This is a genomic window from Cellulomonas sp. P4_H12 (assembly GCF_056400905.1).
Window position 1 is genome coordinate 1 of sequence record NZ_JBFUKJ010000007.1, and the last position, 25,263, is coordinate 25,263.

Here is a 25,263-nt window from a genome sequence, read left to right on the forward strand (position 1 = left end):
CCGGTCGTGCCGCGCGAGGCRCCACCCGTCGAGCCGCCGCCGCGCGGCGCGCCCCCGGTGCCGGACCCTCCGCGGTAGCCGCCGCTGTCGCGGGAATCGCCGCCGCYGGAACCGCCGCGGTACCCGCCGCTGTCGCGCGAGTCGCCGCCGCCGGAACCGCCGCGGTACCCGCCGCTGCCACCGCGCGAGTCGCCGCCGCCGGAGCCACCGCGGTACCCGCTGCCGCCACCGCTGCTGCGGTACCCGTCGCCGCCGCCCGTGCTGCCGCGGTAGCCCTCGCCGCCGCCGGCGCCGCGGTACCCGCCGCCGCCCGACGTGCTGCCCGACCCACCGGAGCCGCCGCGGTACCCGCCGGACCCGCCCGCGCTGCCGCCGCGGTTCCCGCCTGCGCTGCCGCCGCGGCTCGCGCCGGATCCGCCGCTGCCGCGGGGTGCACCGGAGCGGGGCGCGCCAGATCCTCCGCGCGAACCCGACTGTCCGCCGGACGAGCCGGAGCCGCCTGTTCGTCGTTCCTGCGGGCTCATCTGTTGTCTCCGATCGCCTGGTCGACACCCTCGAAGGAGTCGATGTCCGGCAGGTAGGGCGCGAGCGGGGGCATCTCGTCCAGGCTGGACAGCCCCATCCGCTCCAAGAAGTATCCCGTGGTCTGGTAGAGGACGGCACCGCTCGACGGATCGGTCCCCACCTCGGCGACGAGCCCGCGCGTCGTCAGGGTGCGCACGACGCCGTCGACGTTGACGCCACGGACCGCCGACACCTGGCCGCGCGTCACCGGCTGGCGGTACGCGATCACCGCGAGCGTCTCGAGCGCCGCCTGGGTGAGCCGGGCCGTCTGCCCGTCGAGGACGAAGCGCCCGACGACGTCGGCGTAGACCGGCGCCGAGTAGATCCGCCAGCCCTCCCCCGCGCGCCGCACCTCGAACCCTCGCGGGCGGCCACCCAGGTCGCCGCGGTACTCGGCGGCGAGCTCGTCGAGCAGCGCCTCGACGCGCGCCGTCGGCAGCGCGAGGACGGTCGCYAGCCGGACGGCGGGGATCGGCTCGTCCGCGACCATGAGCACCGCCTCGAGCGCGGCCAGCGCACCGCCGGGCAGGTCGTCGACGTCGAAGGCCAGCTCGTCGGCCGCGGCCGACTCCCCCACCGCCAGCTCATCGGCCGCGTCAGCCAGAGCCTCGTCGGGCGTCGACTGCTCGGGCACTGCGTCGTCCGTCATGCGTCCTCCTCGGCCGACCCGTCACGGGCCAGCTCGGCGTCCAGCGTGGTGTCCAGCGTGTCGAAGTCGTCGCTCACCTCGACCTCGCCGTCCTCGGCGCCGGTCCATCGCACGGTCAGCTCGCCGAGGGGCGTGACCTGGTCGAACGCGACCGCACCTTCCCGGAACAGCTCGAGCAGGGCGAGGAACCGGGCGACGACGACGATGGTCGCGTCCGCGTCCGCGGTCAGGGCGCGGAACGACATCGAGCCCACGTGACGCAGCCGGTCCACGAGGACGGCGGCCTGCTCCCGGACGCTCACGGCTGGGGCGTGCAGGTGGCTGATGTCGACGCCGGCGGGGGCGGCCCGGGGCATCGCGGCCTTGGCCGCCAGCATCGCCAGCTGCTCGGGGCCGATCTGCCAGACCAGCTCGGGCAGCAGCGCGGCCAGGTGCGGCTCGAGCGTCACCAGGCGCGGGAACCGGCGGCCCTCGGTGGCGAACCGCTCGGCCAGGTCCGCCGCCACCAGCTTGTAGGCGCGGTACTGCAGCAGGCGCGCGAACAGCAGGTCCCGCGCCTCCAGCAGCTCGAGGTCCTCGGCGTCCTCGACGTCGGCCGACGGCAGCAGCCGGGCGGCCTTCATGTCGAGCAAGGTCGCGGCGATGACGAGGAACTCGCTCGCCTGGCCGAGGTCCCACTCCTTCTCCGCGGCGCGGATGTGCGCGATGAACTCGTCGGTGACCTGCGCGAGCGCGACCTCGGTGATGTCGAGCTTGTGCTTCGCGATCAGGCCCAGCAGCAGGTCGAACGGGCCGCTGAAGTTGGTGAGGTGGACCTCGAAGGCCTGGGTGCCGACGGGCGCGGGCGTCGAGACGGGCTGCTCGGGCGGGACCGCGCGCCGGTCAGGCGGCGTCGCCACGAGCGACGAGCTCACGAGCCAGCTGACGGTAGGCCGCCGCACCGGCGTGCGTCGGGGCGTAGGTGGTGATGGGCTCGGCCGCGACCGTGGCGTCGGGGAACTTCACCGTCCGGCTGATCACCGTGTGCAGCAGCGTGTCCCCGAACGCCTCGCTGACGCGCGCGACGACCTCGCGGGCGTGCAGCGTGCGGGGGTCGTACATGGTCGCCAGGATGCCGTCGACCTCGAGCCGCGGGTTCAGCCGGTCCCGCACCTTCTCGATGGTCTCCACCAGCAGAGCGACGCCGCGCAGCGCGAAGAACTCGCACTCGAGCGGGATCAGCACGCCGTGCGCTGCCGTGAGCGCGTTGACCGTGAGCAGGCCGAGCGACGGCTGGCAGTCGATCATCACGACGTCGTAGTCGTCGAGGATCGGGCGCAGGGTCCGGGACAGCACCGACTCGCGGGCGACCTCGCCCACCAGCTGCACCTCGGCCGCGGACAGGTCGATGTTCGCGGGCAGCAGGTCCAGACCCGGGGTCGCGGTCTGCTGGATCAGCGACCGGATGTCCGCGTCCCGCTCCATGAGCAGGTTGTAGACGGTGCGGTCCAGCTCGTGCGGGCTGATCCCCAGGCCCACCGAGGCGGCACCCTGCGGGTCGAAGTCGACGATGAGCACCTTGCGCCCGTACTCGGCGAGCGCGGCGGCCAGGTTGATGGTGGTCGTCGTCTTGCCGACGCCGCCCTTCTGGTTGCACAGCGCGATGACGCGGGCAGGACCGTGGGAGGCGAGCGGCGGGGGCTCGGGGAACACGGGCATCGGCCGCCCGACGGCGTCGAGCTGCGGGTCGGTCGTCTGCTGGCTCACCACGCGGGACAACCTACCGGAGCGCGCGGCCCGATGACCGCGCGACAGACCGAGGCGGGCGTGACGCTCATCGCGCCCGCGGGTGGGCCGCGGCGTAGACCTCGCGCAGCGTGTCGGGCGTGACCATCGTGTAGATCTGCGTCGTCGTGACCGACGCGTGCCCGAGCAGCTCCTGCACCACCCGGACGTCCGCGCCGCCGGCCAGCAGGTGGGTGGCGAACGAGTGCCGGAGCGTGTGCGGCGAGATGTGCTCGGCGCCGGCCAGGCCGGCGCGCTCCGCCGCGACGCGCAGCACGGCCCACGCGCTCTGCCGGCTGAGCCGGGCCCCGCGCGTGTTGAGGAAGATGCCGGGCGAGCCGCCCTTGCTGCCCACCGCCAGGGCCGGGCGTCCCCGCACCAGGTACGCCTCGAGGGCCTCCAGCGCGAACGACCCGAGCGGCACCACGCGCTCCTTGCTGCCCTTGCCGAACAGCCGCACGGCGGCCCGACCGGGGGTGCGGTCCAGGTCGTCGACGTCCAGCCCGACCGCCTCCGAGATGCGCGCGCCGGTGCCGTACACGAGCTCGAGCAGCGCCCGGTCGCGCAGCGGGACGCAGCCGTCGCCCAGACCGGCCGCGTCCAGCAGCCGTTCCACGTCGTCCACGGAGATCGCCTTCGGCAGCCGCTTCGGCTGGGCCGGGGGCTTGACCGTGCTGGCCGGGTCGAGGCTGGTCATCCCGTCCAGGAGCAGGAACTTGTGCCAGCCMCGGACGGCGACCACGATGCGCGCCGCCGACGACGCCGACAGAGCGCTGCGCCCGTCCGATCCCGTGCGCACCGCCAGCAGGAAGTCCTCGACGTCMTGCTCGTCGACCTCGACGGGCGTCGTGCGGCCCCGCCCGAGCAGGAAGGCCGTGTACCGCGCGAGGTCGCGGCGGTAGGCGAGCAGCGTGTTGGTGGACAGCCCGCGCTCGACGGTCAGGTGCGCGAGGTAGACCTCCAGCGCCTCGTCGATCACCGTGCCAGTCATCGCCCGCTCATCAGAACGGCAGGAACACGTCCACCGCGATCGCGACGGACAGCAGCGTGAGGTACGTGATCGACGCGTGGAAGACGCTCATCGCCTTGAGCTTGCCCGCCTCCGGGTGCTCCGCCCGCCGCAGCAGGCCGATGCACGACCAGAGGAACCAGGCGCCGAGGGCCAGCGCGACGACGCCGTACACCCAGGTCATGCCCTGCACGGGGACCAGGAGCAGCGAGCACGCGATCATCGCCACCGTGTACGCGATCATCTCGCGCGCGACCTTGGTGTCCTTGGCGACGACGGGAAGCATCGGCACGCCCGCGGCCGCGTAGTCGCGCCGGAACTTCATCGACAGCGGCCAGTAGTGCGGCGGTGTCCAGAAGAAGATGACGCCGAACAGCAGCGCCGCCGTCCACGAGACGCCGCCCGTGACCGCAGACCAGCCGATGAGGACCGGCATGCAGCCGGCCGCGCCGCCCCACACGATGTTCTGCGGCGTGCGGCGCTTGAGGATCATGGTGTAGCCGACGACGTAGATGAGGATCGCGATCGCGGTCAGCCAGGCGGACGCCGGGTTCACCATGATGGCGAGCCACGCCAGCGACGCGACGCCGAGCGCCAGCCCGAACACCAGGGCCGCCCGCGGGGACACCTCGCCGGTGACGATCGGGCGCCGCTTGGTGCGGTTCATGATCTTGTCGATGTCGCGGTCGAGATAGCAGTTCAGGACGTTGGCGGAGCCGGCGGCGGCCGCTCCTCCGACGAGGGTCGCGACGACCAGGCCGAAGCTCGGGAACCCGCCCTGCGCCAGGATCATCGTCGGCAGCGTGGTGACCAGCAGCAGCTCGATGACGCGCGGCTTCGTCAGGGCGATGTACGGGCCGACCGTGCCGCGGAGACGCGCCCACGCGCTCCGCGGAGGCGCCGGAGCCGGCGGAGCAGCGGCTGTCGGGGTCGACGCGGAGGACGCTCCGGCGTCTTCGACTGACAGGGGGCTGCTGAGGCGCACGCGCTGCGGTTCCGTTCCTGAATCCGACAAGGGTTCCGAGAGGGTCAAGGTCGCGCAGCCATGCTACGGCCTGCACCTGCGCCCGGGCGCGACGCGGGCCCCGGAACGGCGCGGGGACTGTGTGAGATCTGTCGCTCGGCCTCCTGGTGGTCACGCCCGGCGGTGGTGCCTGGGTGCGCTATAGGGTCGGAAGGCACGGTCCGACGACCGCCGAGACGGCGTGACGTCCCACCTGCCCGGCATCCCGCAGTGGGTGCTCGATCTCGTCCGACACGACACCCGGCCGACGGCGCGGGTGGGAATGAGGTGCGGTGAACGCGAAGGCTCCCCTGGCCGAGACGGTCGGATGGACGGACCTCGACCTGCGGGCGGTGGACACGGTGCGTGTCCTGGCCGCCGACGCGGTCGAGAAGGTCGGCAACGGCCACCCCGGGACGGCGATCAGCCTGGCTCCCGCCGCCTACCTGCTCTACCAGAACGTGCTCCGGCACGACCCGAAAGACCCGCACTGGCTCGGCCGGGACCGGTTCGTCCTGTCCGCGGGTCACTCCAGCCTGACGCAGTACATCCAGCTGTACCTCGCGGGCTTTGGCCTCGAGATCGAGGACCTGGAGGCGCTGCGCACCTGGGGCTCCAAGACCCCGGGGCACCCGGAGTACAAGCACACGACGGGCGTCGAGATCACGACCGGCCCGCTGGGCCAGGGCCTCGCGTCGGCGGTCGGCTTCGCCATGGCGTCGCGCCGGGAGCGCGGGCTCCTCGACCCCGAGGCCGCGCCGGGCACCAGCCCGTTCGACCACTTCGTCTACGTCATCGCCTCCGACGGCGACCTGCAGGAGGGCGTCACCTCCGAGGCGTCGTCGATCGCGGGCACGCAGGAGCTCGGCAACCTCATCGTGCTGTGGGACGACAACCACATCTCGATCGAGGGCGACACCGAGATCGCCTTCACCGAGGACGTCGTCGCGCGCTACGAGGCGTACGGCTGGCACGTCCAGTTCGTCGACTGGACCGGCGGGCCCGACGGGTACCGCGAGGACGTCGACGCCCTGCACGCCGCGATCGAGGCGGCCAAGGCCGTGACCGACCGCCCGTCGTTCATCGGCCTGCGCACGCTCATCGCCTGGCCGACGCCGACGAAGACCAACGACCACTCCTCGCACGGCTCGAAGCTGGGCGGCGAGGCGATCAAGGGCCTCAAGGAGCTCCTCGGTTTCGACCCCGAGAAGACGTTCGAGGTCGACCCCGAGGTCCTCGCGCACACCCGCGGCCTGTCCGACCGCACGGCACCGGCGAAGGCCGACTGGCAGGCCGCGTTCGACGCGTGGCGCGCCGCCAACCCCGACAACGCGGCCCTGCTCGACCGCCTCGTCGCCGGCAAGCTGCCCGACGGCTGGAGGGACGCGCTGCCCGTGTTCCCCGCCGGCAAGGCGGTCGCCACCCGCGCGGCCTCCGGCGAGGTGCTCAGCGCGCTGGCGCCCGTGCTGCCCGAGCTGTGGGGCGGCTCCGCCGACCTTGCCGGCTCCAACAACACGACGATGAAGGGCGAGCCGTCCTTCATCCCCGCGAAGCGCTCGACCCACGAGTTCGCGGGCGACGAGTTCGGCCGCACGCTGCACTTCGGCATCCGCGAGCACGCGATGGGCGCGATCCTGTCGGGCATCCGGCTGCACGGCCTGACCCGGCCCTACGGCGGCACGTTCTTCACGTTCAGCGACTACATGCGCGGCTCGGTCCGCCTCGCGTCGCTCATGGGGGTGCCCGCGGTCTACGTGTGGACGCACGACTCCATCGGGCTCGGCGAGGACGGTCCGACGCACCAGCCGATCGAGCACCTGGCCGCCGTCCGCGCGATCCCCGGTCTCACCGTGGTCCGCCCGGCCGACGCCAACGAGACGGCGGCGGCGTGGGCCGCGACCATCGAGCACACGACCGGGCCGGTCGCCCTCGTCCTCACGCGCCAGAACGTCCCGACGTTCCCGCGCGGCGAGGAGGGCTTCGCGACGACCGACGGTGTCGCGAAGGGCGCCTACGTGCTGCTGGAGGCGAGCAGCGGCACGCCGGACGTGATCCTCATCGGCACGGGCTCCGAGGTCCAGCTGGCCGTGGAGGCGCGGACGACGCTCGAGGCCGCCGGGGTGGCCACGCGCGTCGTGTCGGCGCCCTCCCTCGAGTGGTTCGCCGAGCAGGACGAGGACTACCGCCAGTCGGTGCTGCCCTCGTCGGTGAAGGCCCGGGTCTCCGTCGAGGCCGGCATCGCGCTGTCGTGGCACAAGATCGTCGGCGACGCCGGCCGCTCGGTCTCGATCGAGCACTACGGGGCGTCCGCCGACGACAAGACGCTGTTCCGCGAGTTCGGGTTCACGCCCGAGGCGGTCGTCGCGGCGGCGCACGAGTCCATCGCGGCCGCACGCGGCGGCGCCGGACCGGCGACCACCGCGGGCCTGCCGAACAACGCTGGTCTGACGGGCGACCAGCAGGTCTGAGTCTGAACGGTCACGCCGCCCCGGGCAGACCGGGGCGGCGTGCGGGAGAAGGGGATCGACCATGGCACCGAGCAGCACCCCCCTGGCACGGCTGGCGGACGCCGGCGTCGCGATCTGGCTGGACGACCTCTCGCGCGAGCGGCTGCGCACGGGGAACCTCGCCCAGCTGGTCGCCGACAAGGGCGTCGTCGGCGTGACCACCAACCCGTCGATCTTCGCGAGCGCGCTCGCGAAGGGCGACGCCTACGACGAGCAGCTCCGGGAGCTGGCCGCGGACGGCGCCGACGTCGACGCGGCGGTGTTCCGGATCACGACGGACGACGTGCGCCAGGCGGCGGACGTGCTCCGCCCCGTGTACGACGCCACCGACGGCGTGGACGGACGCGTGTCCATCGAGGTGGACCCGCGGCTCGCCAAGGACACCGAGGCCACGATCGCCTCCGCCAAGTCACTCTGGTCGACGGTGGACCGCCCGAACGTCTTCATCAAGATCCCGGCCACCCGCGAGGGCCTCCCGGCGATCACGGCCGTGCTCGCCGAGGGCATCAGCGTCAACGTCACGCTGATCTTCTCGCTCGAGCGCTACGGCGCGGTCCTCGACGCGTTCGAGAGCGGCCTGGAGAAGGCGAAGGCCAACGGGCACGACCTCGCGCCCATCGCCTCCGTCGCCTCGTTCTTCGTGTCGCGCGTGGACACGGCGATCGACCCGCTGCTCGACAAGATCGGCACCCCCGAGGCGGCGGCGCTGCGCGGCAAGGCGGCCACCGCCAACGCCCGCCTCGCGTACGGGCTGTACCAGGAGGTCGTCGCCGACGAGCGCTGGACGGCGCTCGCCGCAGCCGGCGCCCACCCGCAGCGCCCCCTCTGGGCGTCCACGGGCGTCAAGGACCCCGCCTACCCCGACACGCTCTACGTCGACGAGCTCGTCGTGGCCGGCGTGGTCAACACGATGCCGGAGAAGACGCTGGACGCGGTCGCGGACCACGGCGGCGACGCCCACGACACCGTGACGGGGACCCGGGCCGAGTCGGAGGCCGTGATCGCCGGCCTGCGCGACCTCGGCATCGACATCGACGAGGTCACGGAGCAGCTGGAGGTCGAGGGCGTGGACAAGTTCACCGCGAGCTGGGGTGAGCTGCTGACCACCGTCTCCGACGGCCTCGCCGGCGCCGCCGAGCAGGTCACGTCCGGGGACGCCAGGTGAGTCCGAACAAGGTCGGGCCCGGCCAGAACCCGCTCCGGGACCCCCGCGACCGCCGCCTCCCCCGGATCGCCGGCCCCTGCGGGCTCGTGATCTTCGGGGTCACGGGCGACCTCGCGCGCAAGAAGCTCATGCCGGCGGTCTACGACCTCACCAACCGCGGCCTTCTCCCGCCCGGCTTCGCGCTCACCGGCTTCGCCCGGCGCGACTGGGCGACGCAGGACTTCGCCGAGATCGTGCACGACTCGGTCAAGGAGCACGCCCGGACGCCGTTCCGGGAGGCCACGTGGCGCCAGCTGTCGGAGGGCATCCGGTTCGTCCAGGGCACCTTTGACGACGACGACGCGTTCGACCGGCTGCGCGACACCGTCGAGGAGCTCGACGTGTCCCGCGGCACGGGCGGCAACCACGCGTTCTACCTGTCGATCCCGCCCAGCTCGTTCCCGGTCGTCTGCAAGCAGCTGGCCCGGTCCGGGCTGTCGCAGCCCGAGGAGGGCACCTGGCGCCGCGTCGTCATCGAGAAGCCGTTCGGCCACGACCTCGCCAGCGCGCGCGAGCTCAACGAGATCGTGTCGGACGTCTTCCGGCCCGACGACATCTTCCGGATCGACCACTACCTCGGCAAGGAGACGGTGCAGAACCTGCTCGCGCTCCGCTTCGCCAACCAGCTGTACGAGCCCATCTGGAACGCGAACTACGTCGACCACGTCCAGATCACCATGGCCGAGGACATCGGCATCGGCGGCCGCGCGGGGTACTACGACGGCATCGGCGCGGCGCGTGACGTCATCCAGAACCACCTGCTGCAGCTGCTCGCGCTCACGGCGATGGAGGAGCCCGCGTCGTTCGAGGCGAAGAGCCTGACCGCGGAGAAGATCAAGGTCCTCTCGGCCGTCAAGCTCCCTCGCGACCTGGGCAAGCACACGGCCCGCGGGCAGTACGCGGCGGGCTGGCAGGGCGGCGAGAAGGTCGTCGGCTACCTCGAGGAGGAGGGGTTCAACCCGAACTCCACCACCGAGACGTTCGCCGCCATCCGGGTCGACATCGACAACCGCCGCTGGGCCGGGGTGCCGTTCTACCTGCGCACCGGCAAGCGGCTGGGCCGACGGGTCACCGAGATCGCTGTCGTCTTCAAGCGCGCGCCCCACCTGCCGTTCGAGTCGACGGCCACGGAGGAGCTGGGCAAGAACGCCCTGGTCATCCGCGTGCAGCCCGACGAGGGCGTGACGCTGCGGTTCGGCGCCAAGGTGCCCGGCACGGCCATGGAGGTCCGCGACGTCACGATGGACTTCGGCTACGGCCACGCGTTCACCGAGTCCTCCCCCGAGGCCTACGAGCGCCTCATCCTCGACGTCCTCCTGGGCGACCCGCCGCTGTTCCCGCGGCACGAGGAGGTCGAGCTGTCCTGGCAGGTGCTCGACCCGGTCACGTCGTACTGGGCCGGCAAGGGCAAGCCGGAGGAGTACCGCTCGGGCACGTGGGGCCCGGAGTCGGCGGACAAGATGATGGCCCGCGACGGGCGCGTCTGGAGGCGGCCATGATCATCGAGATGCCCGACACGACCACGCGGGACATCAACAAGCGCCTGCTCAAGGAGCGCGACGAGGGCGGTGCGATCGCCCTCGGGCGGGTGCTGACCCTGATCATCCCGGTGGGCGACCACGATCCCGACGAGGCGATCGACGCCGCGAACGACGCCAGCCGCGAGCACCCGTGCCGCGTCATCGTCATCGCGAACGACACCAAGGAGCGGACGTCCACGCTGGACGCACAGATCCGCCTCGGCGGCGACGCCGGTGCGAGCGAGGTGCTGGTGCTGCGCCCGTCCGGGCAGCTCGAGCGGCACCTCGACACGCTCGTCATCCCGCTGCTGCTCCCCGACACCCCCATCGTCACCTGGTGGCCCTACGAGATCCCCGAGAACGTCGCCGAGGCGCAGCTCGGGCGCATGGCGACCCGCCGCATCACCGACTCGACCCAGGTCGCGCGCCCGAACGCGGCGCTGCGCAAGCTCGCCGCGTCCCACGTCGACGGCAACACGGACCTGGCGTGGACCCGGGCGACCCTGTGGCGCGGGCTCATCGCCGCGACGCTCGACCAGCCGCCGTACGAGCCGGTGCACAAGGCCGTGGTCGTCGGCGAGAGCACGCACCCGTCGGTCGACCTGATGGCCGCGTGGCTGGCCTACGCGCTCAAGATCCCCGTCGAGATCGAGCGCATCAAGGACGCGCCCGCGATCACGCAGGTGCGGCTCGAGCGCTCGTCGGGCGACATCGTGCTCGACCGGCCCGACGGCAAGACCGCCGCGCTGCGGCAGCCCGACCAGCCCGAGCACCGGATCGCCCTGCCCATCCGCCAGCTGCGCGAGTGCCTGGCGGAGGAGCTGCGGCGGCTCGACGCGGACGAGGTCTACGGCGAGGTGCTGCAGAAGGGTCTCGCGAGGATCGACGCATGACCCGCGACGTCGTCGTCCATCCGGACTCCCGGGTGCTCGCCGAGTCCGTCGCGGCGCGGCTGCTCACGCACCTGGTCGACGTGCAGTCGCACCGCTCGCCGGTCCACGTGGTGCTCACCGGCGGCACGGTCGGCATCGCGTCCCTCAAGGCCGTCGCGGCCAGCCCGGTGCGCGACGCCGTCGACTGGTCCGGCGTGCACCTGTGGTGGGGCGACGAGCGCTTCCTGCCCGACGGGGATCCCGACCGCAACGAGACCCAGGCGCGGGACGCCCTGATCGACGCGCTGGGCGACGCCCTGCCGGTGGAGAACGTGCACGCCGTCCCGGCCCAGTCCGACGAGGTGCCGACGCCCGAGGCCTCGGCCGACGCGTACGCGCGGACCTTCGCCGAGGCCGGGTCGCCGGCCTTCGACGTGCTGCTGCTCGGCATGGGACCCGACGGGCACGTCGCGTCGCTGTTCCCCGGCCACGAGGCCCTGTCGGTCACCGGTCGGCCCACCGTCGGCGTGCACGGCTCCCCCAAGCCGCCGCCGGAGCGCGTCTCGCTGACCTACGACGCCATCCAGGCCGCGCGCGAGGTCTGGGTCGTCGCGGCCGGCGCGGAGAAGGCCGCCGCCGTCGCCTCGGCCCTGCGTGGGGCGCCGGTGGAGACGACCCCCGCGTCCGGCGCGCTCGGCACCGAGCGCACGCTCTGGCTGGTCGACATCGCCGCGACCGAAGGCCTGGGCACCTCCGCCGCCCTCTCGACCACCGCCTCGGCGTTCCCGGCACCGGTCGAGTCCCAGGCCGACCTGTGGACCCGGGTCGACCACTACCTCGGCGCGCTCGTCCCCGAGGACGTCGCGCTGGTGGACACCCGGCACTCGGCGTCGGCCGGCGGGCTGCCGGACATCGCCGTGGCCCCCAACCAGGGCAAGTTCCTGCACCTGCTGGCCCAGACCGCGGGCGCCCGCCGCATCCTCGAGATCGGCACCCTGGGCGGCTACAGCACCCTGTGGCTCGCCCGCGCCCTGCCCGCCGACGGGCACCTGACCACCCTCGAGCTCGAGCCGGAGCACGCGCGGGTGGCGACGGAGTCCCTCACGCGCGCGGGCGTCGACGAGCTCGTCGAGGTGCTGGTGGGTCCCGCGGCCGACACGCTCGACCGGCTGATCGCCGACGGGACCGAGCCGTTCGACCTCGTGTTCATCGATGCCGACAAGCAGTCGATCCCGCGCTACCTCGAGCAGACGCTGTCCCTCACGCACCCGGGCTCGGTCGTCGTCGTCGACAACGTGGTGCGCGGCGGAGCCGTGGTCGACCCCGAGCACTCCGACGAGCGCGTCCAGGGCGTCCGCGCCATGGTCGAGCTGCTCACCGACCACCCGCGCTACGACAGCACGGTGATCCAGACGGTGGGCGCCAAGGGCTACGACGGCTTCGCGCTCCTCCGCGTCCTCGACTGACTCCCCCACGACGACGAAGGGCCCCCGAATCGGGGGCCCTTCGTCGTCAGTGCGGTGTCAGCCGCCGCGCTTGGCGCGCAGGGCGGCGAGCGCCTCGTCGAGGATCGCGGCGCCGTCCTCGTCGGACCGCCGCTCCTTCACGTAGGCGAGGTGCGTCTTGTACGGCTCGTTCTTGGACGGCGACGGAGGGTTCTCCTGGTCCTGCCCGGCGGGGAACCCGCAGCGGGGGCAGTCCCACGTCACCGGGGCGTCGAGCGCCGCCTCCTCGGCGAAGCTGGGGCGTGTCTCGTGGCCGTTGGCGCACCAGTACGACACCCAGATCCGTGGAGCGGTGTCCCCGCGCTCGGCCTCGCCCATCGGGCCGGCGCCGACTCGCGACCCCCTGATCGCACTCCCGCTCGCCATCGTCTACCGCCTCAGACCGTGCGCTCGAGGAGACCGAGCAGGATGATGATCGCCGTCCACACGAGGGCGGTGCCGATCGTGATGCGGTTCAGGTTCCGCTCCGCCACGCCCGAGCTGCCCGCGCTGCTCGTGATGCCGCCACCGAACATGTCCGACAGGCCACCGCCCTTGCCCTTGTGCAGCAGGACGAGCGGGATGAGCAGGAGGCTGGTCAGCACCAGCAGCACCTCGAGGGCGATACGAAGGCCAGTCACGTCGGTGTCAGTTCCTTACTGGGCGGGCACGTCGTCGGCGGTGGAGCCAGCGGCGCTGCGGTGGACCGCGGTACAGGGTAGGCGACGAGTGGGGCGATAAGCCACCACCGCGCCCAGGTGGGTCCCAGGAGCTCCCCGGGACCCACCCGTGCCGGCTAGAGGCCGACCGCGTGCGACTGGTAGCGCGCGATCGCCGCGAACTCCTCGGGGTCCAGGCTCGCGCCGCCGACGAGCGCGCCGTCGACGTCGGGCTTGGCCATGATCGAGGCGACGTTCGACGACTTCACCGAGCCGCCGTAGAGCACGCGGACCGCGTCGGCCGTCGCGGCGTCGTACAGCTCGCCGATGCGCGTGCGGATGGCAGCGGCGAGCTCCTGCGCGTCCTCGGGCGTCGCCGTCTCGCCGGTGCCGATGGCCCAGACGGGCTCGTAGGCGACGACGAGCGTGGCGACCTGCTCGGCCGTGAGGCCCGCCAGGGCGCCGTCCAGCTGCGCGAGCGTGTGCGGGACGTGCTCGCCGGCCTTGCGGACCTCGAGGACCTCACCGACGCACAGGATGGGGACCAGGCCCGCGCCGAGCGCGGACTTGACCTTGGCGTTGATCAGCTCGTCGGACTCGTTGTGGTACTCGCGGCGCTCCGAGTGGCCGATCGCGACGTACGTGACGCCGAGCTTGGCCAGGAACAGCGGCGAGATCTCGCCCGTGTACGCCCCCGACGTGTGCGCCGAGACGTCCTGCGCGCCGTAGACGAGCTCGAGCTTGTCGGCGTCGACGAGCGTCTGCACGCTGCGCAGGTCGGTGAACGGCGGCAGCACGCACACCTCGACCTTGCCGAAGTCGTGCCGTGCGTCCTTGAGCGTCCACGCGAGCTTCTGCACGGTGTGCGTGGCCTGGTGGTGGTCCAGGTTCATCTTCCAGTTGCCCGCCATGAGCGGGGTGCGAGTCGCCACGATCAGTCCTCCAGAACGGCGATGCCGGGGAGCGTCTTGCCCTCGAGGAACTCGAGGCTCGCGCCACCACCGGTCGAGATGTGTCCGAACCCGGCCTCGTCGAAGCCGAGCGTGCGCACGGCCGCGGCGGAGTCGCCACCGCCGACGATGGTGAAGCCGCCGTTGGCGCCCGCCTCGATGAGCGCCTGCGCGACGGCGCGCGTGCCGCCCGAGAACGCCTCGAACTCGAACACGCCGGCCGGGCCGTTCCAGACCACGGTCTTGGCGTCGACGATCTTGCTGGCGAAGAGCCGGCTCGAGTCGGGGCCGATGTCGAGCCCGATCTTGCCGTCGGGGATGGCGTCGGCCGCGACGACCTGCGCCGGGGAGTCGGCCTTGAACTCGTCGGCCACGACGATGTCCGTCGGCAGCACGATCTCGACGCCGGCCTCCTCGGCCTGCGCCAGGTAGCCCTTGACCGTGTCGATCTGGTCCGCCTCGAGCAGCGAGTTGCCCACCGAGTAGCCCTTGGCAGCGAGGAACGTGAAGAGCATCCCGCCGCCGATGAGCAGGCGGTCCGCCTTGGTCAGCAGGTTGGCGATGACGCCGAGCTTGTCCGACACCTTCGACCCGCCGAGCACGACGACGTACGGCCGCTCGGGGTCGTCGGTCGCCTTGCGCAGCGACGCGACCTCCTTGAGGACGAGCTTGCCGACGGCGTGCGGGAGCACCAGCGCGACGTCGTAGACGGACGCCTGCTTGCGGTGCACGACGCCGAAGCCGTCGGAGACGAAGACGTCGGCGAGGCCGGCGAGCTCCCCCGCCAGCTCGGCGCGCTCGGCGTCGACCTTGGACGTCTCGCGCGGGTCGAACCGGATGTTCTCGAGCAGGGCGATCTCGCCGTCCTGCAGGGCCGCGACGGTGGCCTTCGCGGAGTCGCCGACGACGTCGGTTGCCAGGGCGACGGGCTGGCCCAGCAGCTCGGACAGCCGGTCCGCGACGGGCTTGAGCGAGTACTTGTCCTCCGGCGCACCCTTCGGGCGGCCGAGGTGGGCCATCACGACGACCCGTGCCCCGGCGGCGAGCAGCGCCTGGAGCGTCGGGAGGGCGGCGCGGACGCGGCCGTCGTCGGTGATGGTCGTGCCGTCGAGCGGCACGTTGAAGTCGGAGCGGACGAGCACGCGCTTGCCGCGCAGGTCGCCGAGGTCCTCGATGGTCTTCATACGTCTTCTTCCCTTGACTGGAGCAGGGCCGGACACGGCAGCGTCCGCGTGCGCCGGGGCCGGAAGGGCCGGGGCGCACGCGGACGCATGACCGTCACTACAGGTGCGACAGGACCGTCAGAGACGCTCGCCGACGTACGAGGTGAGCGCGACGAGGCTGTTCGAGTAGCCCCACTCGTTGTCGTACCAGGCGATGATCTTGACCAGGTCGCCGCTCACCTTGGTGAGCTTCGAGTCGAAGATGCTCTGGTGCGGGTTCGTGACGATGTCGCTCGACACGATCTCGTCCTCGACGTACTCGAGGATGCCCTTGAGGGGGCCCTCGGCGGCGGCCTTGACCGCGGCGTTGACCTCCTCGACCGTGACCTCGCGCGAGGCGGTGAAGGTCAGGTCCGTGGCCGAGCCCGTGATGACGGGGACGCGGAGCGCGAAGCCGTCGAGCTTGCCCTTGAGCTCCGGCAGCACGAGCGCCACGGCCTTGGCCGCACCGGTCGACGTCGGGACGATGTTCTGCGCGGCGGCGCGGGCGCGACGCAGGTCCTTGTGGGGACCGTCCTGCAGGTTCTGGTCACCGGTGTAGGCGTGGATCGTGGTCATGAGACCGCGCTCGATGCCGATCGAGTCGTTGAGCGCCTTGGCCACGGGGGCCAGGCAGTTCGTCGTGCACGACGCGTTCGAGATGATGTGCTGCGTCGCGGCGTCGTACTGCTCGTGGTTCACGCCGACGACGAACGTGCCGTCCTCGTTCTTCGCCGGGGCGGAGATGATGACCTTCTTGGCACCGGCCTCGAGGTGCGCCTTCGCCTTGGTCGCGTCCGTGAAGAAGCCGGTCGACTCGATGACGATGTCCGCGCCCAGCTCCTTCCAGGGGAGGCTGGCGGGGTCACGCTCGGCGAGGGCGCGGATCTTCTTGCCGTCCACGATGATGTTCTCGTCGTCGAAGTCGACGCTCAGCGGGAAGCGGCCGAGCACCGTGTCGTACTTCAGCAGGTGCGCGAGCGTCTTGTTGTCCGTGAGGTCGTTCACGCCGACGATCTCGATGTCGGCACCGGACGCGATGATCGCCCGGTAGAAGTTACGCCCGATACGGCCGAAGCCGTTGATACCGACGCGGATGGTCACTTGCCCTCCTCGGCAGCGCCGACGGGGGGCCGGCGCACACATTTTGGTGATGGGGTCACGCACGCCGCTGTGCGCTCCGGACGCCTACGGCTCGTGCTGCTCCACATGCCCAGCACGTGACCGTCGTGTGACGTTCGGATGACACGACCCTATACCAGGTGACCGGGCTCACGCCGCGACGTAGGTCCCTGGTGAGACTCCCCGGGACGCCGCTCAGAGATCCAGCAGGTCGGGGCTGAGGCCCGCTTCCGTGTCCGGGATCCCCAGCTCCGCGGCGCGCTTGTCCGCGGTGGCCAGCAGGCGCCGGATGCGGCCGGCGACAGCGTCCTTGGTGAGCGTGGGGACGGCCAGCTTGCCCAGCTCCTCCAGCGACGCCTCCTTGTGCGCGAGGCGCAGCTCGCCGGCCTCCCGCAGGTGCTCCGGCAGCTCGTCGCCGAGGATCTCGAAGGCACGCTCGACGCGTGCGCCCGCAGCGACCGCGGCGCGCGCCGAGCGGCGCAGGTTGGCGTCGTCGAAGTTGGCGAGCCGGTTGGCGGTKCCGCGGACCTCGCGACGGACGCGGCGCTCCTCCCAGACCAGGACCGTCTCGTGCGCCCCGAGCCGGGTGAGCATCGCGCTGATGGCGTCCCCGTCCCGGATGACGACGCGGTCGATGCCCCGCACCTCGCGCGCCTTGGCGGCGATGCCCAGGCGGCGTGCGGCCCCGACGAGCGCGAGCGCCGCCTCCGGACCGGGGCACGTGACCTCGAGCGCCGACGACCGACCCGGCTCCGTGAGCGAGCCGTGCGCGAGGAACGCGCCACGCCAGGCCGACTCGGCCTCGGCGACGCCGGCGGACACGACCTGCGGCGGGAGCCCGCGGACCGGACGGCCCCGGTTGTCCAGCAGGCCCGTCTGCCGGGCCAGCGACTCGCCGTCCTTGACCACGCGGACCACGTACCGGCTGCCGCGGCGCAGACCGCCGCCCGAGACGACGATGATCTCGCTCTCGTGCCCGTACACCTCGGCGATCGCCTGTCGCAGACGACGGGCCGCCATGCCCGTGTCCAGCTCCGCCTCGATGACGATCCGACCCGAGATGATGTGCAAGCCCCCGGCGAACCTCAGGGTGGCCGAGACCTCGGCCTTCCGTGAGGACGTCTTGTCCACCTTCAGACGGGCGAGCTCGTCCTTCACCTGTGCCGTCAACGCCATGGCTGCATCCTGCCATTGCAGGACACCTGCCCGGGACCGCTCCCGTCACCTACTCGGGTGGGTTCTCGCGGGTCCCGACGTCCCCGAGGAAGCCGTCCAGCACGTCCGAGTAGGCCCCTGCGAGCCGCAACGGGTCGTGCCGCGGCGTGCCGTCGCCGCGGCTCACCTGCCGCAGCAGGAGACGTGCCCCCAGGTCCGCGCTCCGCGCGGCGAGCGCCGCGACGTCCTCGACGGCCGACGGGTCCGCGACGACGGCGTCCACCCGGAGCTCCGGCGCGTGCACCCGGAGCACGTCGAGGTACTGGTCGGCACTCATCCCGGCGGTCTCGCCTGATTCACCCGACGCCAGGTTCAGCGTGACGATCGTGCGTGCACTCGTCCGGCCCAGCGCGTCGCGCAGGCCCGGCACCAGCAGGTGCGGGAGGACGGACGTGTACCAGGAGCCCGGTCCGAGCACGACCCAGTCCGCCGCCTCGATCGCCGCCACCGCCTCCGGGCACGCAGGCGGGTCGGCCGGTTCCAGCCGTACCTGCGTGATGGTGCCGGTGGTGACCGCCACGGCGCTCTGCCCGACGACCAGGGTCGTGGCCCCGCCGGCGTCGACGACGTCGGCCTCGATGAGCAGCGGCACCGACGCCATCGGCAGCACCCGTCCCCGGGCACCGAGCAGCTTGCCCACCCAGTCGAGGCCCTGGACGGTGTCGCCCAGCAGCTCCCAGAGCGCCACGATGAGCAGGTTCCCGACCGCGTGCTGGTCCAGGTCCCCCGACGAGCGGAACCGGTGCTGCAGCAGGTCGCGCCAGGTCCGGCCCCAGTCGGAGTCGTCGCACAGCGCGGCGAGGGCCATCCGGAGGTCACCGGGCGGGAGGACGCCGAGCTCGTCGCGCAGCCGGCCGGAGGATCCGCCGTCGTCCGCGACCGTGACCACGGCCGTGATCCGGTCGGTCATCAGCCGGAGGGCCGACAGCGACGCCGACAGGCCGTGCCCACCACCCAGAGCGACGACGGCCGGCGCGGCCGCCCTCATTCCTTGCCGAGGTCGCGGGCGGAGACGGCGACCAGGTGTCCCCGCTCCCGCAACCTCGAGGCGATGGCCTCGCTGACGGCCACCGAGCGGTGCTTGCCGCCCGTGCAGCCGACCGCGATGGTCACGTAGCGCTTCTCCTCGTTGAGGTACCCCGCCAGCACCGGCTCGAGCGCGTCGACGTAGCGCTCGATGAACGTCACGGCGCCGGGCAGGCCGAGCACGTAGTCGCGCACGGGCGCGTCCCGGCCCGTGAGGTGGCGGAGCTCGGTGATCCAGTACGGGTTGGCCAGGAACCGCATGTCCACCACGTGGTCGGCGTCGAGCGGGATCCCGTACTTGAAGCCGAACGACACGACCGAGATGCGCAGCGCGTCCTCGGCACCGTTGGCGACGACGGCGCGGACCTCCCGCGCGAGGTCGTGCACGTTGAGCTCGGAGGTGTCGATGACCGTGTCGGCGCGCTCGCGCAGGTCGGCCAGCACCGCGCGCTCCTCCGCGATGCCGTCGAGGATGCGGCCCTGGCCCTGCAGCGGGTGCGGGCGCCGGACCTGCTCGAACCGCCGCACCAGCACCTCGTCCGAGGCGTCGAGGAACAGGATCCGGTACTCGACCCCGGACTCGCGCAGCCCCTGCAGCACCGGCGACAGGTCGCGGAAGAACTCCCGCCCGCGCACGTCGATGACCGCCGCGAGGCGTTGCGCACCGGCGCCGGCCGGCCCGCTGGTGAGCATCCCGACCAGGTGCGTGAGCATCTGGGCCGGCAGGTTGTCGATGACGTACCAGTCGAGGTCCTCGAGCACCGCGGCCGCCCGCGTGCGGCCCGCGCCGGACATGCCGGTGATGATCAGGACCTGCGGCTGGCTCAGGTGGGGCGCCGCGGTGGCCGCCTCGAGGGCGGGGATCCCGGCGGGCACCGTGATCGGCGAGGGCTCGTCGCTCATGCGTCCAGCATGCCAGCCGGCTCGCTCGCCGCGGCCGCCGCCACACCCGGAGCGGCCAGCGCCGCGACGACCGCCGCCGCGGTCCGGTCCCCCATGCCCTGCACCGACGCGATCTCCTCGACGGAGGCGGCCCGCAGGCGCTTCACCGAGCCGAAGTGCCGCAGCAGCGCCGCCTGCCGCGCCGGGCCGAGGCCGGGCACGCCGTCGAGCACCGACGCCGTCATGCCCTTGCTGCGACGCTTGCGGTGGGCGGTGATGGCGAACCGGTGCGCCTCGTCGCGCAGCCGCTGGAGCAGGTAGAGCCCCTCGGAGCTGCGCTGCAGGATCACCGGATACTCCTCCCCCGGCAGCCAGACCTCCTCCAGGCGCTTGGCGAGCCCGACGAGGGCGACGTCGTCGATGCCGAGCTCCGCCATGGCCGCGGCCGCGGCCGCGACCTGCGGTGGCCCGCCATCGACGACGACGAGGTTCGGCGGGTACGCGAAGCGGACCKGCTTGCCGGTGACCTCGTCAATGGGTCCCGAGCGCAGCGGCTGGTCGTCGTCGTCCTCGCCGGTGCCCAGCTCGACGTCCCGCGCGTCGGCGCGGTCCGCCAGGTACCGCCGGAACCGCCGCGTGATGACCTCGTGCATCGCCGCCGTGTCGTCGCGCGCGCCCTGCCCCTCCGGCCCGCGGACGGTGAACAGGCGGTACTCGCTCTTGCGCGCGAGCCCGTCCTCGAACACCACCATGGACGCCGACTGGTACGTCCCCTGGTTGTGCGAGACGTCGTAGCACTCGATGCGCAGCGGGGCCGACGGGAGGTCCAGCGCCTCCTGGATCTCCTGCAGCGCCTGGCTGCGGGTGGTCAGGTCGCCGGCACGGCGGGTGCGGTGCAGCACGAGCGCGTGCTCGGCGTTGCGGTGCACGGTCTCCGCCAGCTCGCGCTTGTCGCCGCGCTGCGGCACCCGGACCGAGACCTTGCTGCCGCGCAGCCCGGTGAGCCACGCCTGCACCTGGTCGACGTCCGGCGGCAGCACCGGGACGAGGACCTCGCGCGGGACCGCCGACGACCCCGGGTCTCCGTCACCGGACGCCTCGTTGCCGTAGATCTGCTGGAGCAGGTGCTCGACCAGCTCGCCGTCGGTCACGTCCTCGACCTTCTCGACGACCCACCCGCGCTGGCCGCGGATGCGTCCGTCGCGCACGTGGAACACCTGGACGGCCGCCTCCAGCTCGTCGCCGGACAGCGCGAAGATGTCCGCGTCCGTGCCGTCGGCCAGCACCACCGCGTTCTTCTCGGTGGCCCGCTCGAGCGTCGCGATGTCGTCGCGCAGCCGCGCGGCCCGCTCGAACTCCAGCTCGGCCGACGCCTCCTTCATGCGCGCCGTCAGCCGCCGCGTGAACTTGGCCGTGTCGCCCGCCATGAAGTCGCAGAAGTCCTGGGCGAGCTGGTGGTGGTCGTCGGGCGAGATGCGCCCGACGCAGGGCGCCGAGCACTTGTCGATGTAGCCCAGCAGGCACGGTCGGCCCTGCTGGCGTGCGCGCTTGAACACGCCCGCCGAGCACGTGCGGACCGGGAACACCCGCAGCAGCAGGTCGACGGTCTCGCGGATCGCCCACGCGTGCGCGTATGGCCCGAAGTACCGCGTGCCCTTGCGCTTGGCGCCGCGCATGACCTGGATGCGCGGGAACTCGTCGGCCATGGTGACCGCGAGGTACGGGTACGACTTGTCGTCCCGGTACTTCACGTTGAAGCGCGGGTCGAACTCCTTGATCCAGGAGTACTCGAGCGCGAGCGCCTCGACCTCCGTGCCCACCACGGTCCACTGCACCGAGGCCGCCGTGGTGACCATCTGCCGGGTGCGCTGGTGCAGGCCCGAGAGGTCCTGGAAGTAGCTGGACAGCCGTGAGCGCAGGCTCTTGGCCTTGCCGACGTAGATGACGCGGCCGTGCTCGTCGCGGAAGCGGTAGACCCCCGGCGAGTCCGGGATCTCCCCCGGCGCGGGGCGGTACGTGGCGGGATCAGCCATGCGTTCGAGCCTAGTTCGCGCGACCGACGCTGCGGACCGCACGCGGCCTTGCCGACGCCGATACCGTGGACCGATGGGCCCCCTGCACACGTACTCCGTCGACGTCACCTGGACCGGCGCCGGCGCCACCGGGACGTCGAGCTACACCTCCTACAGCCGCGACCACGAGGTGCGCATCGGCTCGAAGCCGCCGCTCCTCGGGTCGTCCGACCCGGCGTTCCGCGGAGACCCGTCCCGGTACAACCCGGAGGAGCTGCTGGTCAGCGCCCTGGCCCAGTGCCACATGCTCTGGTTCCTGCACCTGGCCTCGGCGGCCGGCGTGGTCGTGGTCGGGTACGAGGACAAGGCCGTCGGCACCATGCGCATCGAGGCCGCAGGCCAGGGCCAGTTCCGCGAGGTCGTCCTGCGGCCGCGCGTGACCGTCGCCCCCGGCGCCCACCTGCCCGACGGCGGCGCGGTGACGGACGCCGTCCTCGGCGGGATCCATCACCAGGCCCACGAGCACTGCTTCATCTCCCGCTCCGTGAACTTCCCCGTCCGGCACGAGCCCGTCCCGGTCCGGATGGCCGTCGCCGGCTGAGCGCGCGACTGACTCGACCTCAGCCCGCCGGAGGCTGAAGCCGGGGTTCCGCCGCCGGCAGCCGCGACGACGTGCTGCCTCTCGCCCGCGGGCGTCAGCCGACCGGTCACGCGGGGACGCGCTGCTTGACCGCCCGACGCTTGACGGGCTGCGCGACCGGCTCGAGCACCTCGGCGAGGAACCGGCCGGTGTGGCTCTCCTCGACGGACGCCACGTACTCCGGCGTCCCCTCGGCGATGACCAGCCCGCCGCCGCTGCCACCCTCCGGGCCCATGTCGATCACCCAGTCGGCGTTCTTGATGACGTCGAGGTTGTGCTCGATCACGATCACGGAGTTGCCCTTGTCGACCAACGACTGCAGCACGCCGAGCAGCTTGCGGATGTCCTCGAAGTGCAGGCCCGTGGTCGGCTCGTCGAGCACGTAGATGGTGCGCCCGGTCGAGCGGCGCTGCAGCTCCGCCGCGAGCTTGACGCGCTGAGCCTCACCGCCCGAGAGCGTCGGGGCCGGCTGGCCCAGACGCACGTAGCCGAGGCCGACGTCGACCAGCGTGCGCAGGTGCCGGGAGATCGCGGGCACCGCGGCGAAGAACTCCGCGGCCTCCTCGATCGGCATGTTGAGCACGTCGGCGACCGTCTTGCCCTTGAAGTGCACCTCGAGCGTCTCGCGGTTGTAGCGGGCGCCGTGGCAGACCTCGCACGGGACGTAGACGTCCGGCAGGAAGTTCATCTCGATCTTCAGCGTGCCGTCGCCCGAGCAGGCCTCGCAGCGGCCGCCCTTGACGTTGAACGAGAACCGGCCCGGCGTGTACCCACGCACCTTCGCCTCGGTGGTCTCCGCGAACAGCCGGCGGACGTGGTCCCAGACGCCCGTGTACGTGGCCGGGTTGGACCGCGGCGTGCGCCCGATCGGTCCCTGGTCCACGTGCACGACCTTGTCCAGGTGCTCCAGGCCCGTCACGCGCTTGTGCCGGCCCGCCACCTGGCGTGCGCCGTTGAGCTCGTTGGCGAGCACCGTGTAGAGGATCGCGTTGACCAGCGTCGACTTCCCCGAGCCCGACACGCCGGTCACCGCGGTGAGCACGCCGAGCGGGAACGACACGTCGATGCCCTGCAGGTTGTGCTCGCGCGCCCCGACGACCGTCAGCTGGCGCTTCTTGTCGGTGGGGCGCCGCACGTTCGGCATCGGGATGGTCCGGCGGCCCGACAGGTACGCGCCCGTGACCGACTCGGCGGACGACAGCAGCCCGGCGAGGTCGCCCGAGTGGACGACGCGACCGCCGTGCTCGCCGGCGCCCGGCCCGATGTCGACGATCCAGTCCGCGGTGCGGATGGTGTCCTCGTCGTGCTCGACGACGATGAGCGTGTTGCCCAGGTCCCGCAGGCGGGTCAGCGTGTCGATGAGGCGGCGGTTGTCCCGCTGGTGGAGCCCGATCGACGGCTCGTCCAGGACGTAGAGCACGCCGACCAGGCCGGAGCCGATCTGCGTCGCCAGCCGGATGCGCTGCGCCTCGCCGCCGGACAGCGTCGCCGCCGGTCGCGTCAGCGAGAGGTAGTCCAGGCCCACGTCGAGCAGGAACCCGAGCCGCGCCTGGATCTCCTTGAGCACCTGCGCGGCGATCGCGCGCTCGCGCTCGCCCAGCTCCAGCGCGTCGAGGAACTCGCGTGCGTCCCGGATGGGCAGGTTGCAGACCTCAGCGATGGAACGGCCACCGACCTTGACGGCGAGCACCTCGGGCTTGAGGCGCGCACCCTCGCACACGGGGCACGGGACCTCGCGCATGAAGGCCTCGTACTTCTCCTTGCTCCAGTCCGAGTCCGTCTCGTTGTGCCGGCGCTCGAGGAACGTGATGACGCCCTCGAACCCGGTCGAGTACTGCCGCTCACGACCCCAGCGGTTCTTGTAGCGGACCTTCACCTCGTGGTTCTGACCGTGCAGCACCGCGTCCTTGGCCCGCTGCGGCAGCGCGCGCCACGGCACCGACGTCGAGAAGCCCATGTCGGCGGCGAGCGCGCTGAGCACCCGGCCGAAGTACTCGCTCGAGATCTGCGACCACGGGGCGACCGCGCCGTCGTCCAGCGACAGGTCCTCGTCCGGGACGACCAGGTCGGGGTCCACCTCGAGGCGCGAGCCGATGCCGGTGCACTCGGGGCACGCGCCGTACGGGGCGTTGAACGAGAACGTGCGCGGCTCGATCTCGTCGAGGGTGAGCACGTGGTCGTTCGGGCACGCGCGGTGCTCCGAGAACCGACGCTCGCGGTTGAGGTCGTCGATGTCGGCGTCGACCAGCTCGACGACCAGGAGGCCGCCGGCCAGGCCGAGCGCGGTCTCCACGGAGTCGGTGAGCCGGCGCTGCACGCCCTCGCGCGCGACGAGGCGGTCGATGACCACCTCGATGTCGTGCTTGAGCTTCTTCTCCAGCGCGGGCGGCTCGGTGAGCTGCACGACCTCGCCGTCGACGCGGGCGCGGGCGAAGCCCTTGGCCTGCAGCTCCTTGAAGAGGTCGGCGTACTCGCCCTTGCGGCCGCGCACGACCGGCGCGAGGACCTGGTACCGCGTCCCCTCGGGGAGCTCGAGCAGCCGGTCCACGATCTGCTGCGGGGTCTGGGCGGTGACGCGCTCCCCGCAGACCGGGCAGTACTGCGTGCCCGCGCGCGCGTAGAGCAGGCGCAGGTAGTCGTAGACCTCGGTGATGGTCCCGACCGTCGACCGCGGGTTGCGGTTGGTCGACTTCTGGTCGATGGACACCGCCGGCGAGAGGCCCTCGATGAAGTCGACGTCGGGCTTGTCCATCTGCCCGAGGAACTGGCGCGCGTACGCCGACAGCGACTCGACGTAGCGCCGCTGGCCCTCCGCGAAGATCGTGTCGAACGCCAAGGACGACTTCCCCGAACCGGACAGACCGGTGAACACAATGAGCTTGTCGCGCGGGAGATCGAGGTCGACGTTCCGAAGGTTGTGCTCGCGGGCGCCCTGCACCACCAGTCGTTCGTTCACGGCGGGGAGTCTACGTGGCGCCA

The 25,263-nt window shown here is 72.3% G+C and carries 22 protein-coding genes; 6 read left to right on the forward strand and 16 right to left on the reverse strand.

All coding sequences use genetic code 11. The annotated features are described in order from the left end of the window. The 6 genes from AC1DQC_RS05330 to AC1DQC_RS05355 form a co-directional block, all read right to left on the reverse strand. The coding region (locus AC1DQC_RS05330; protein WP_477050182.1) for a hypothetical protein at positions 1-524 on the reverse strand (524 nt) is incomplete at its 3' end. Then, the gene (scpB, locus tag AC1DQC_RS05335; protein ID WP_477050183.1) at positions 521-1,213 is read right to left on the reverse strand and encodes an SMC-Scp complex subunit ScpB; all 693 of its coding nucleotides are present in this window, start codon (positions 1,211-1,213) and stop codon (positions 521-523) included. The genes scpB and AC1DQC_RS05330, both read right to left, overlap by 4 nt. Next, positions 1,210-2,112, reverse strand: coding sequence for a segregation and condensation protein A (locus AC1DQC_RS05340; RefSeq protein ID WP_477050298.1), 903 nt, complete (start codon positions 2,110-2,112; stop codon positions 1,210-1,212). The genes scpB and AC1DQC_RS05340 overlap by 4 nt, the downstream gene beginning before the upstream one ends. Beyond that, the gene (locus AC1DQC_RS05345; protein WP_477050299.1) at positions 2,096-2,911 is read right to left on the reverse strand and encodes a ParA family protein; all 816 of its coding nucleotides are present in this window, start codon (positions 2,909-2,911) and stop codon (positions 2,096-2,098) included. Before AC1DQC_RS05345 ends, AC1DQC_RS05340 begins: the two co-directional genes overlap by 17 nt. 115 nt (positions 2,912-3,026) lie before the next feature. Beyond that, the gene (locus tag AC1DQC_RS05350; protein ID WP_477050184.1) at positions 3,027-3,968 is read right to left on the reverse strand and encodes a site-specific tyrosine recombinase XerD; all 942 of its coding nucleotides are present in this window, start codon (positions 3,966-3,968) and stop codon (positions 3,027-3,029) included. A gap of 10 nt (positions 3,969-3,978) precedes the next feature. Further along, on the reverse strand, positions 3,979-4,971 hold the full coding sequence (locus AC1DQC_RS05355; RefSeq protein WP_477050185.1) for a heme o synthase: 993 nt from the start codon (positions 4,969-4,971) through the stop codon (positions 3,979-3,981). Between the two features lie 311 nt (positions 4,972-5,282). Between AC1DQC_RS05355 and tkt the strand changes: the two genes are divergently transcribed. The 5 genes from tkt (at position 5,283) to pgl (ending at position 12,558) form a co-directional block, all read left to right on the forward strand. After that, positions 5,283-7,457, forward strand: a complete 2,175-nt coding sequence (tkt, locus tag AC1DQC_RS05360) for a transketolase (RefSeq protein WP_477050186.1) — start codon at positions 5,283-5,285, stop codon at positions 7,455-7,457. A 61-nt stretch (positions 7,458-7,518) separates the two neighbouring features. Next, complete coding sequence (gene tal / locus AC1DQC_RS05365; RefSeq protein ID WP_477050187.1) at positions 7,519-8,661, forward strand: transaldolase; 1,143 nt, start codon at positions 7,519-7,521, stop codon at positions 8,659-8,661. After that, positions 8,658-10,199 (forward strand): glucose-6-phosphate dehydrogenase, encoded by a 1,542-nt coding sequence (gene zwf / locus AC1DQC_RS05370; RefSeq protein WP_477050188.1) that lies wholly within the window; start codon positions 8,658-8,660, stop codon positions 10,197-10,199. Before tal ends, zwf begins: the two co-directional genes overlap by 4 nt. Beyond that, complete coding sequence (locus tag AC1DQC_RS05375) at positions 10,196-11,113, forward strand: glucose-6-phosphate dehydrogenase assembly protein OpcA (protein WP_477050189.1); 918 nt, start codon at positions 10,196-10,198, stop codon at positions 11,111-11,113. The genes zwf and AC1DQC_RS05375 overlap by 4 nt, the downstream gene beginning before the upstream one ends. Next, positions 11,110-12,558, forward strand: coding sequence for a 6-phosphogluconolactonase (pgl, locus tag AC1DQC_RS05380; protein WP_477050190.1), 1,449 nt, complete (start codon positions 11,110-11,112; stop codon positions 12,556-12,558). The genes AC1DQC_RS05375 and pgl overlap by 4 nt, the downstream gene beginning before the upstream one ends. Positions 12,559-12,615: 57 nt before the next feature. On the opposite strand, the gene AC1DQC_RS05385 is transcribed toward pgl, so the two are convergent. The 9 genes from AC1DQC_RS05385 to uvrC form a co-directional block, all read right to left on the reverse strand. Next, complete coding sequence (locus AC1DQC_RS05385; RefSeq protein ID WP_370503994.1) at positions 12,616-12,963, reverse strand: RNA polymerase-binding protein RbpA; 348 nt, start codon at positions 12,961-12,963, stop codon at positions 12,616-12,618. Positions 12,964-12,974: 11 nt separating this feature from the next. Beyond that, complete coding sequence (gene secG, locus AC1DQC_RS05390) at positions 12,975-13,217, reverse strand: preprotein translocase subunit SecG (RefSeq protein WP_477050191.1); 243 nt, start codon at positions 13,215-13,217, stop codon at positions 12,975-12,977. A 155-nt stretch (positions 13,218-13,372) separates the two neighbouring features. Continuing rightward, complete coding sequence (tpiA, locus tag AC1DQC_RS05395) at positions 13,373-14,167, reverse strand: triose-phosphate isomerase (protein WP_477050192.1); 795 nt, start codon at positions 14,165-14,167, stop codon at positions 13,373-13,375. Positions 14,168-14,169: 2 nt separating this feature from the next. Continuing rightward, the gene (locus tag AC1DQC_RS05400) at positions 14,170-15,369 is read right to left on the reverse strand and encodes a phosphoglycerate kinase (RefSeq protein ID WP_477050193.1); all 1,200 of its coding nucleotides are present in this window, start codon (positions 15,367-15,369) and stop codon (positions 14,170-14,172) included. Positions 15,370-15,486: 117 nt separating this feature from the next. Further along, positions 15,487-16,491: a type I glyceraldehyde-3-phosphate dehydrogenase gene (gap, locus tag AC1DQC_RS05405; RefSeq protein WP_477050194.1), complete on the reverse strand. Its 1,005-nt coding sequence runs from the start codon at positions 16,489-16,491 to the stop codon at positions 15,487-15,489. A 213-nt stretch (positions 16,492-16,704) separates the two neighbouring features. Continuing rightward, positions 16,705-17,685, reverse strand: a complete 981-nt coding sequence (gene whiA, locus AC1DQC_RS05410; RefSeq protein WP_477050195.1) for a DNA-binding protein WhiA — start codon at positions 17,683-17,685, stop codon at positions 16,705-16,707. A 49-nt stretch (positions 17,686-17,734) separates the two neighbouring features. After that, positions 17,735-18,712 (reverse strand): gluconeogenesis factor YvcK family protein, encoded by a 978-nt coding sequence (locus AC1DQC_RS05415; protein WP_477050196.1) that lies wholly within the window; start codon positions 18,710-18,712, stop codon positions 17,735-17,737. Beyond that, positions 18,709-19,653, reverse strand: a complete 945-nt coding sequence (gene rapZ, locus AC1DQC_RS05420; protein WP_477050197.1) for an RNase adapter RapZ — start codon at positions 19,651-19,653, stop codon at positions 18,709-18,711. The genes AC1DQC_RS05415 and rapZ overlap by 4 nt, the downstream gene beginning before the upstream one ends. Beyond that, complete coding sequence (gene uvrC / locus AC1DQC_RS05425) at positions 19,650-21,665, reverse strand: excinuclease ABC subunit UvrC (protein ID WP_477050198.1); 2,016 nt, start codon at positions 21,663-21,665, stop codon at positions 19,650-19,652. The genes rapZ and uvrC overlap by 4 nt, the downstream gene beginning before the upstream one ends. Before the next feature lie 73 nt (positions 21,666-21,738). On the opposite strand from uvrC, the gene AC1DQC_RS05430 reads away from it, so the two are divergent. Beyond that, the gene (locus tag AC1DQC_RS05430) at positions 21,739-22,245 is read left to right on the forward strand and encodes an OsmC family protein (protein ID WP_477050199.1); all 507 of its coding nucleotides are present in this window, start codon (positions 21,739-21,741) and stop codon (positions 22,243-22,245) included. A gap of 106 nt (positions 22,246-22,351) precedes the next feature. On the opposite strand, the gene uvrA is transcribed toward AC1DQC_RS05430, so the two are convergent. Further along, the gene (uvrA, locus tag AC1DQC_RS05435; protein WP_477050200.1) at positions 22,352-25,240 is read right to left on the reverse strand and encodes an excinuclease ABC subunit UvrA; all 2,889 of its coding nucleotides are present in this window, start codon (positions 25,238-25,240) and stop codon (positions 22,352-22,354) included. Positions 25,241-25,263: the final 23 nt, after the last annotated feature.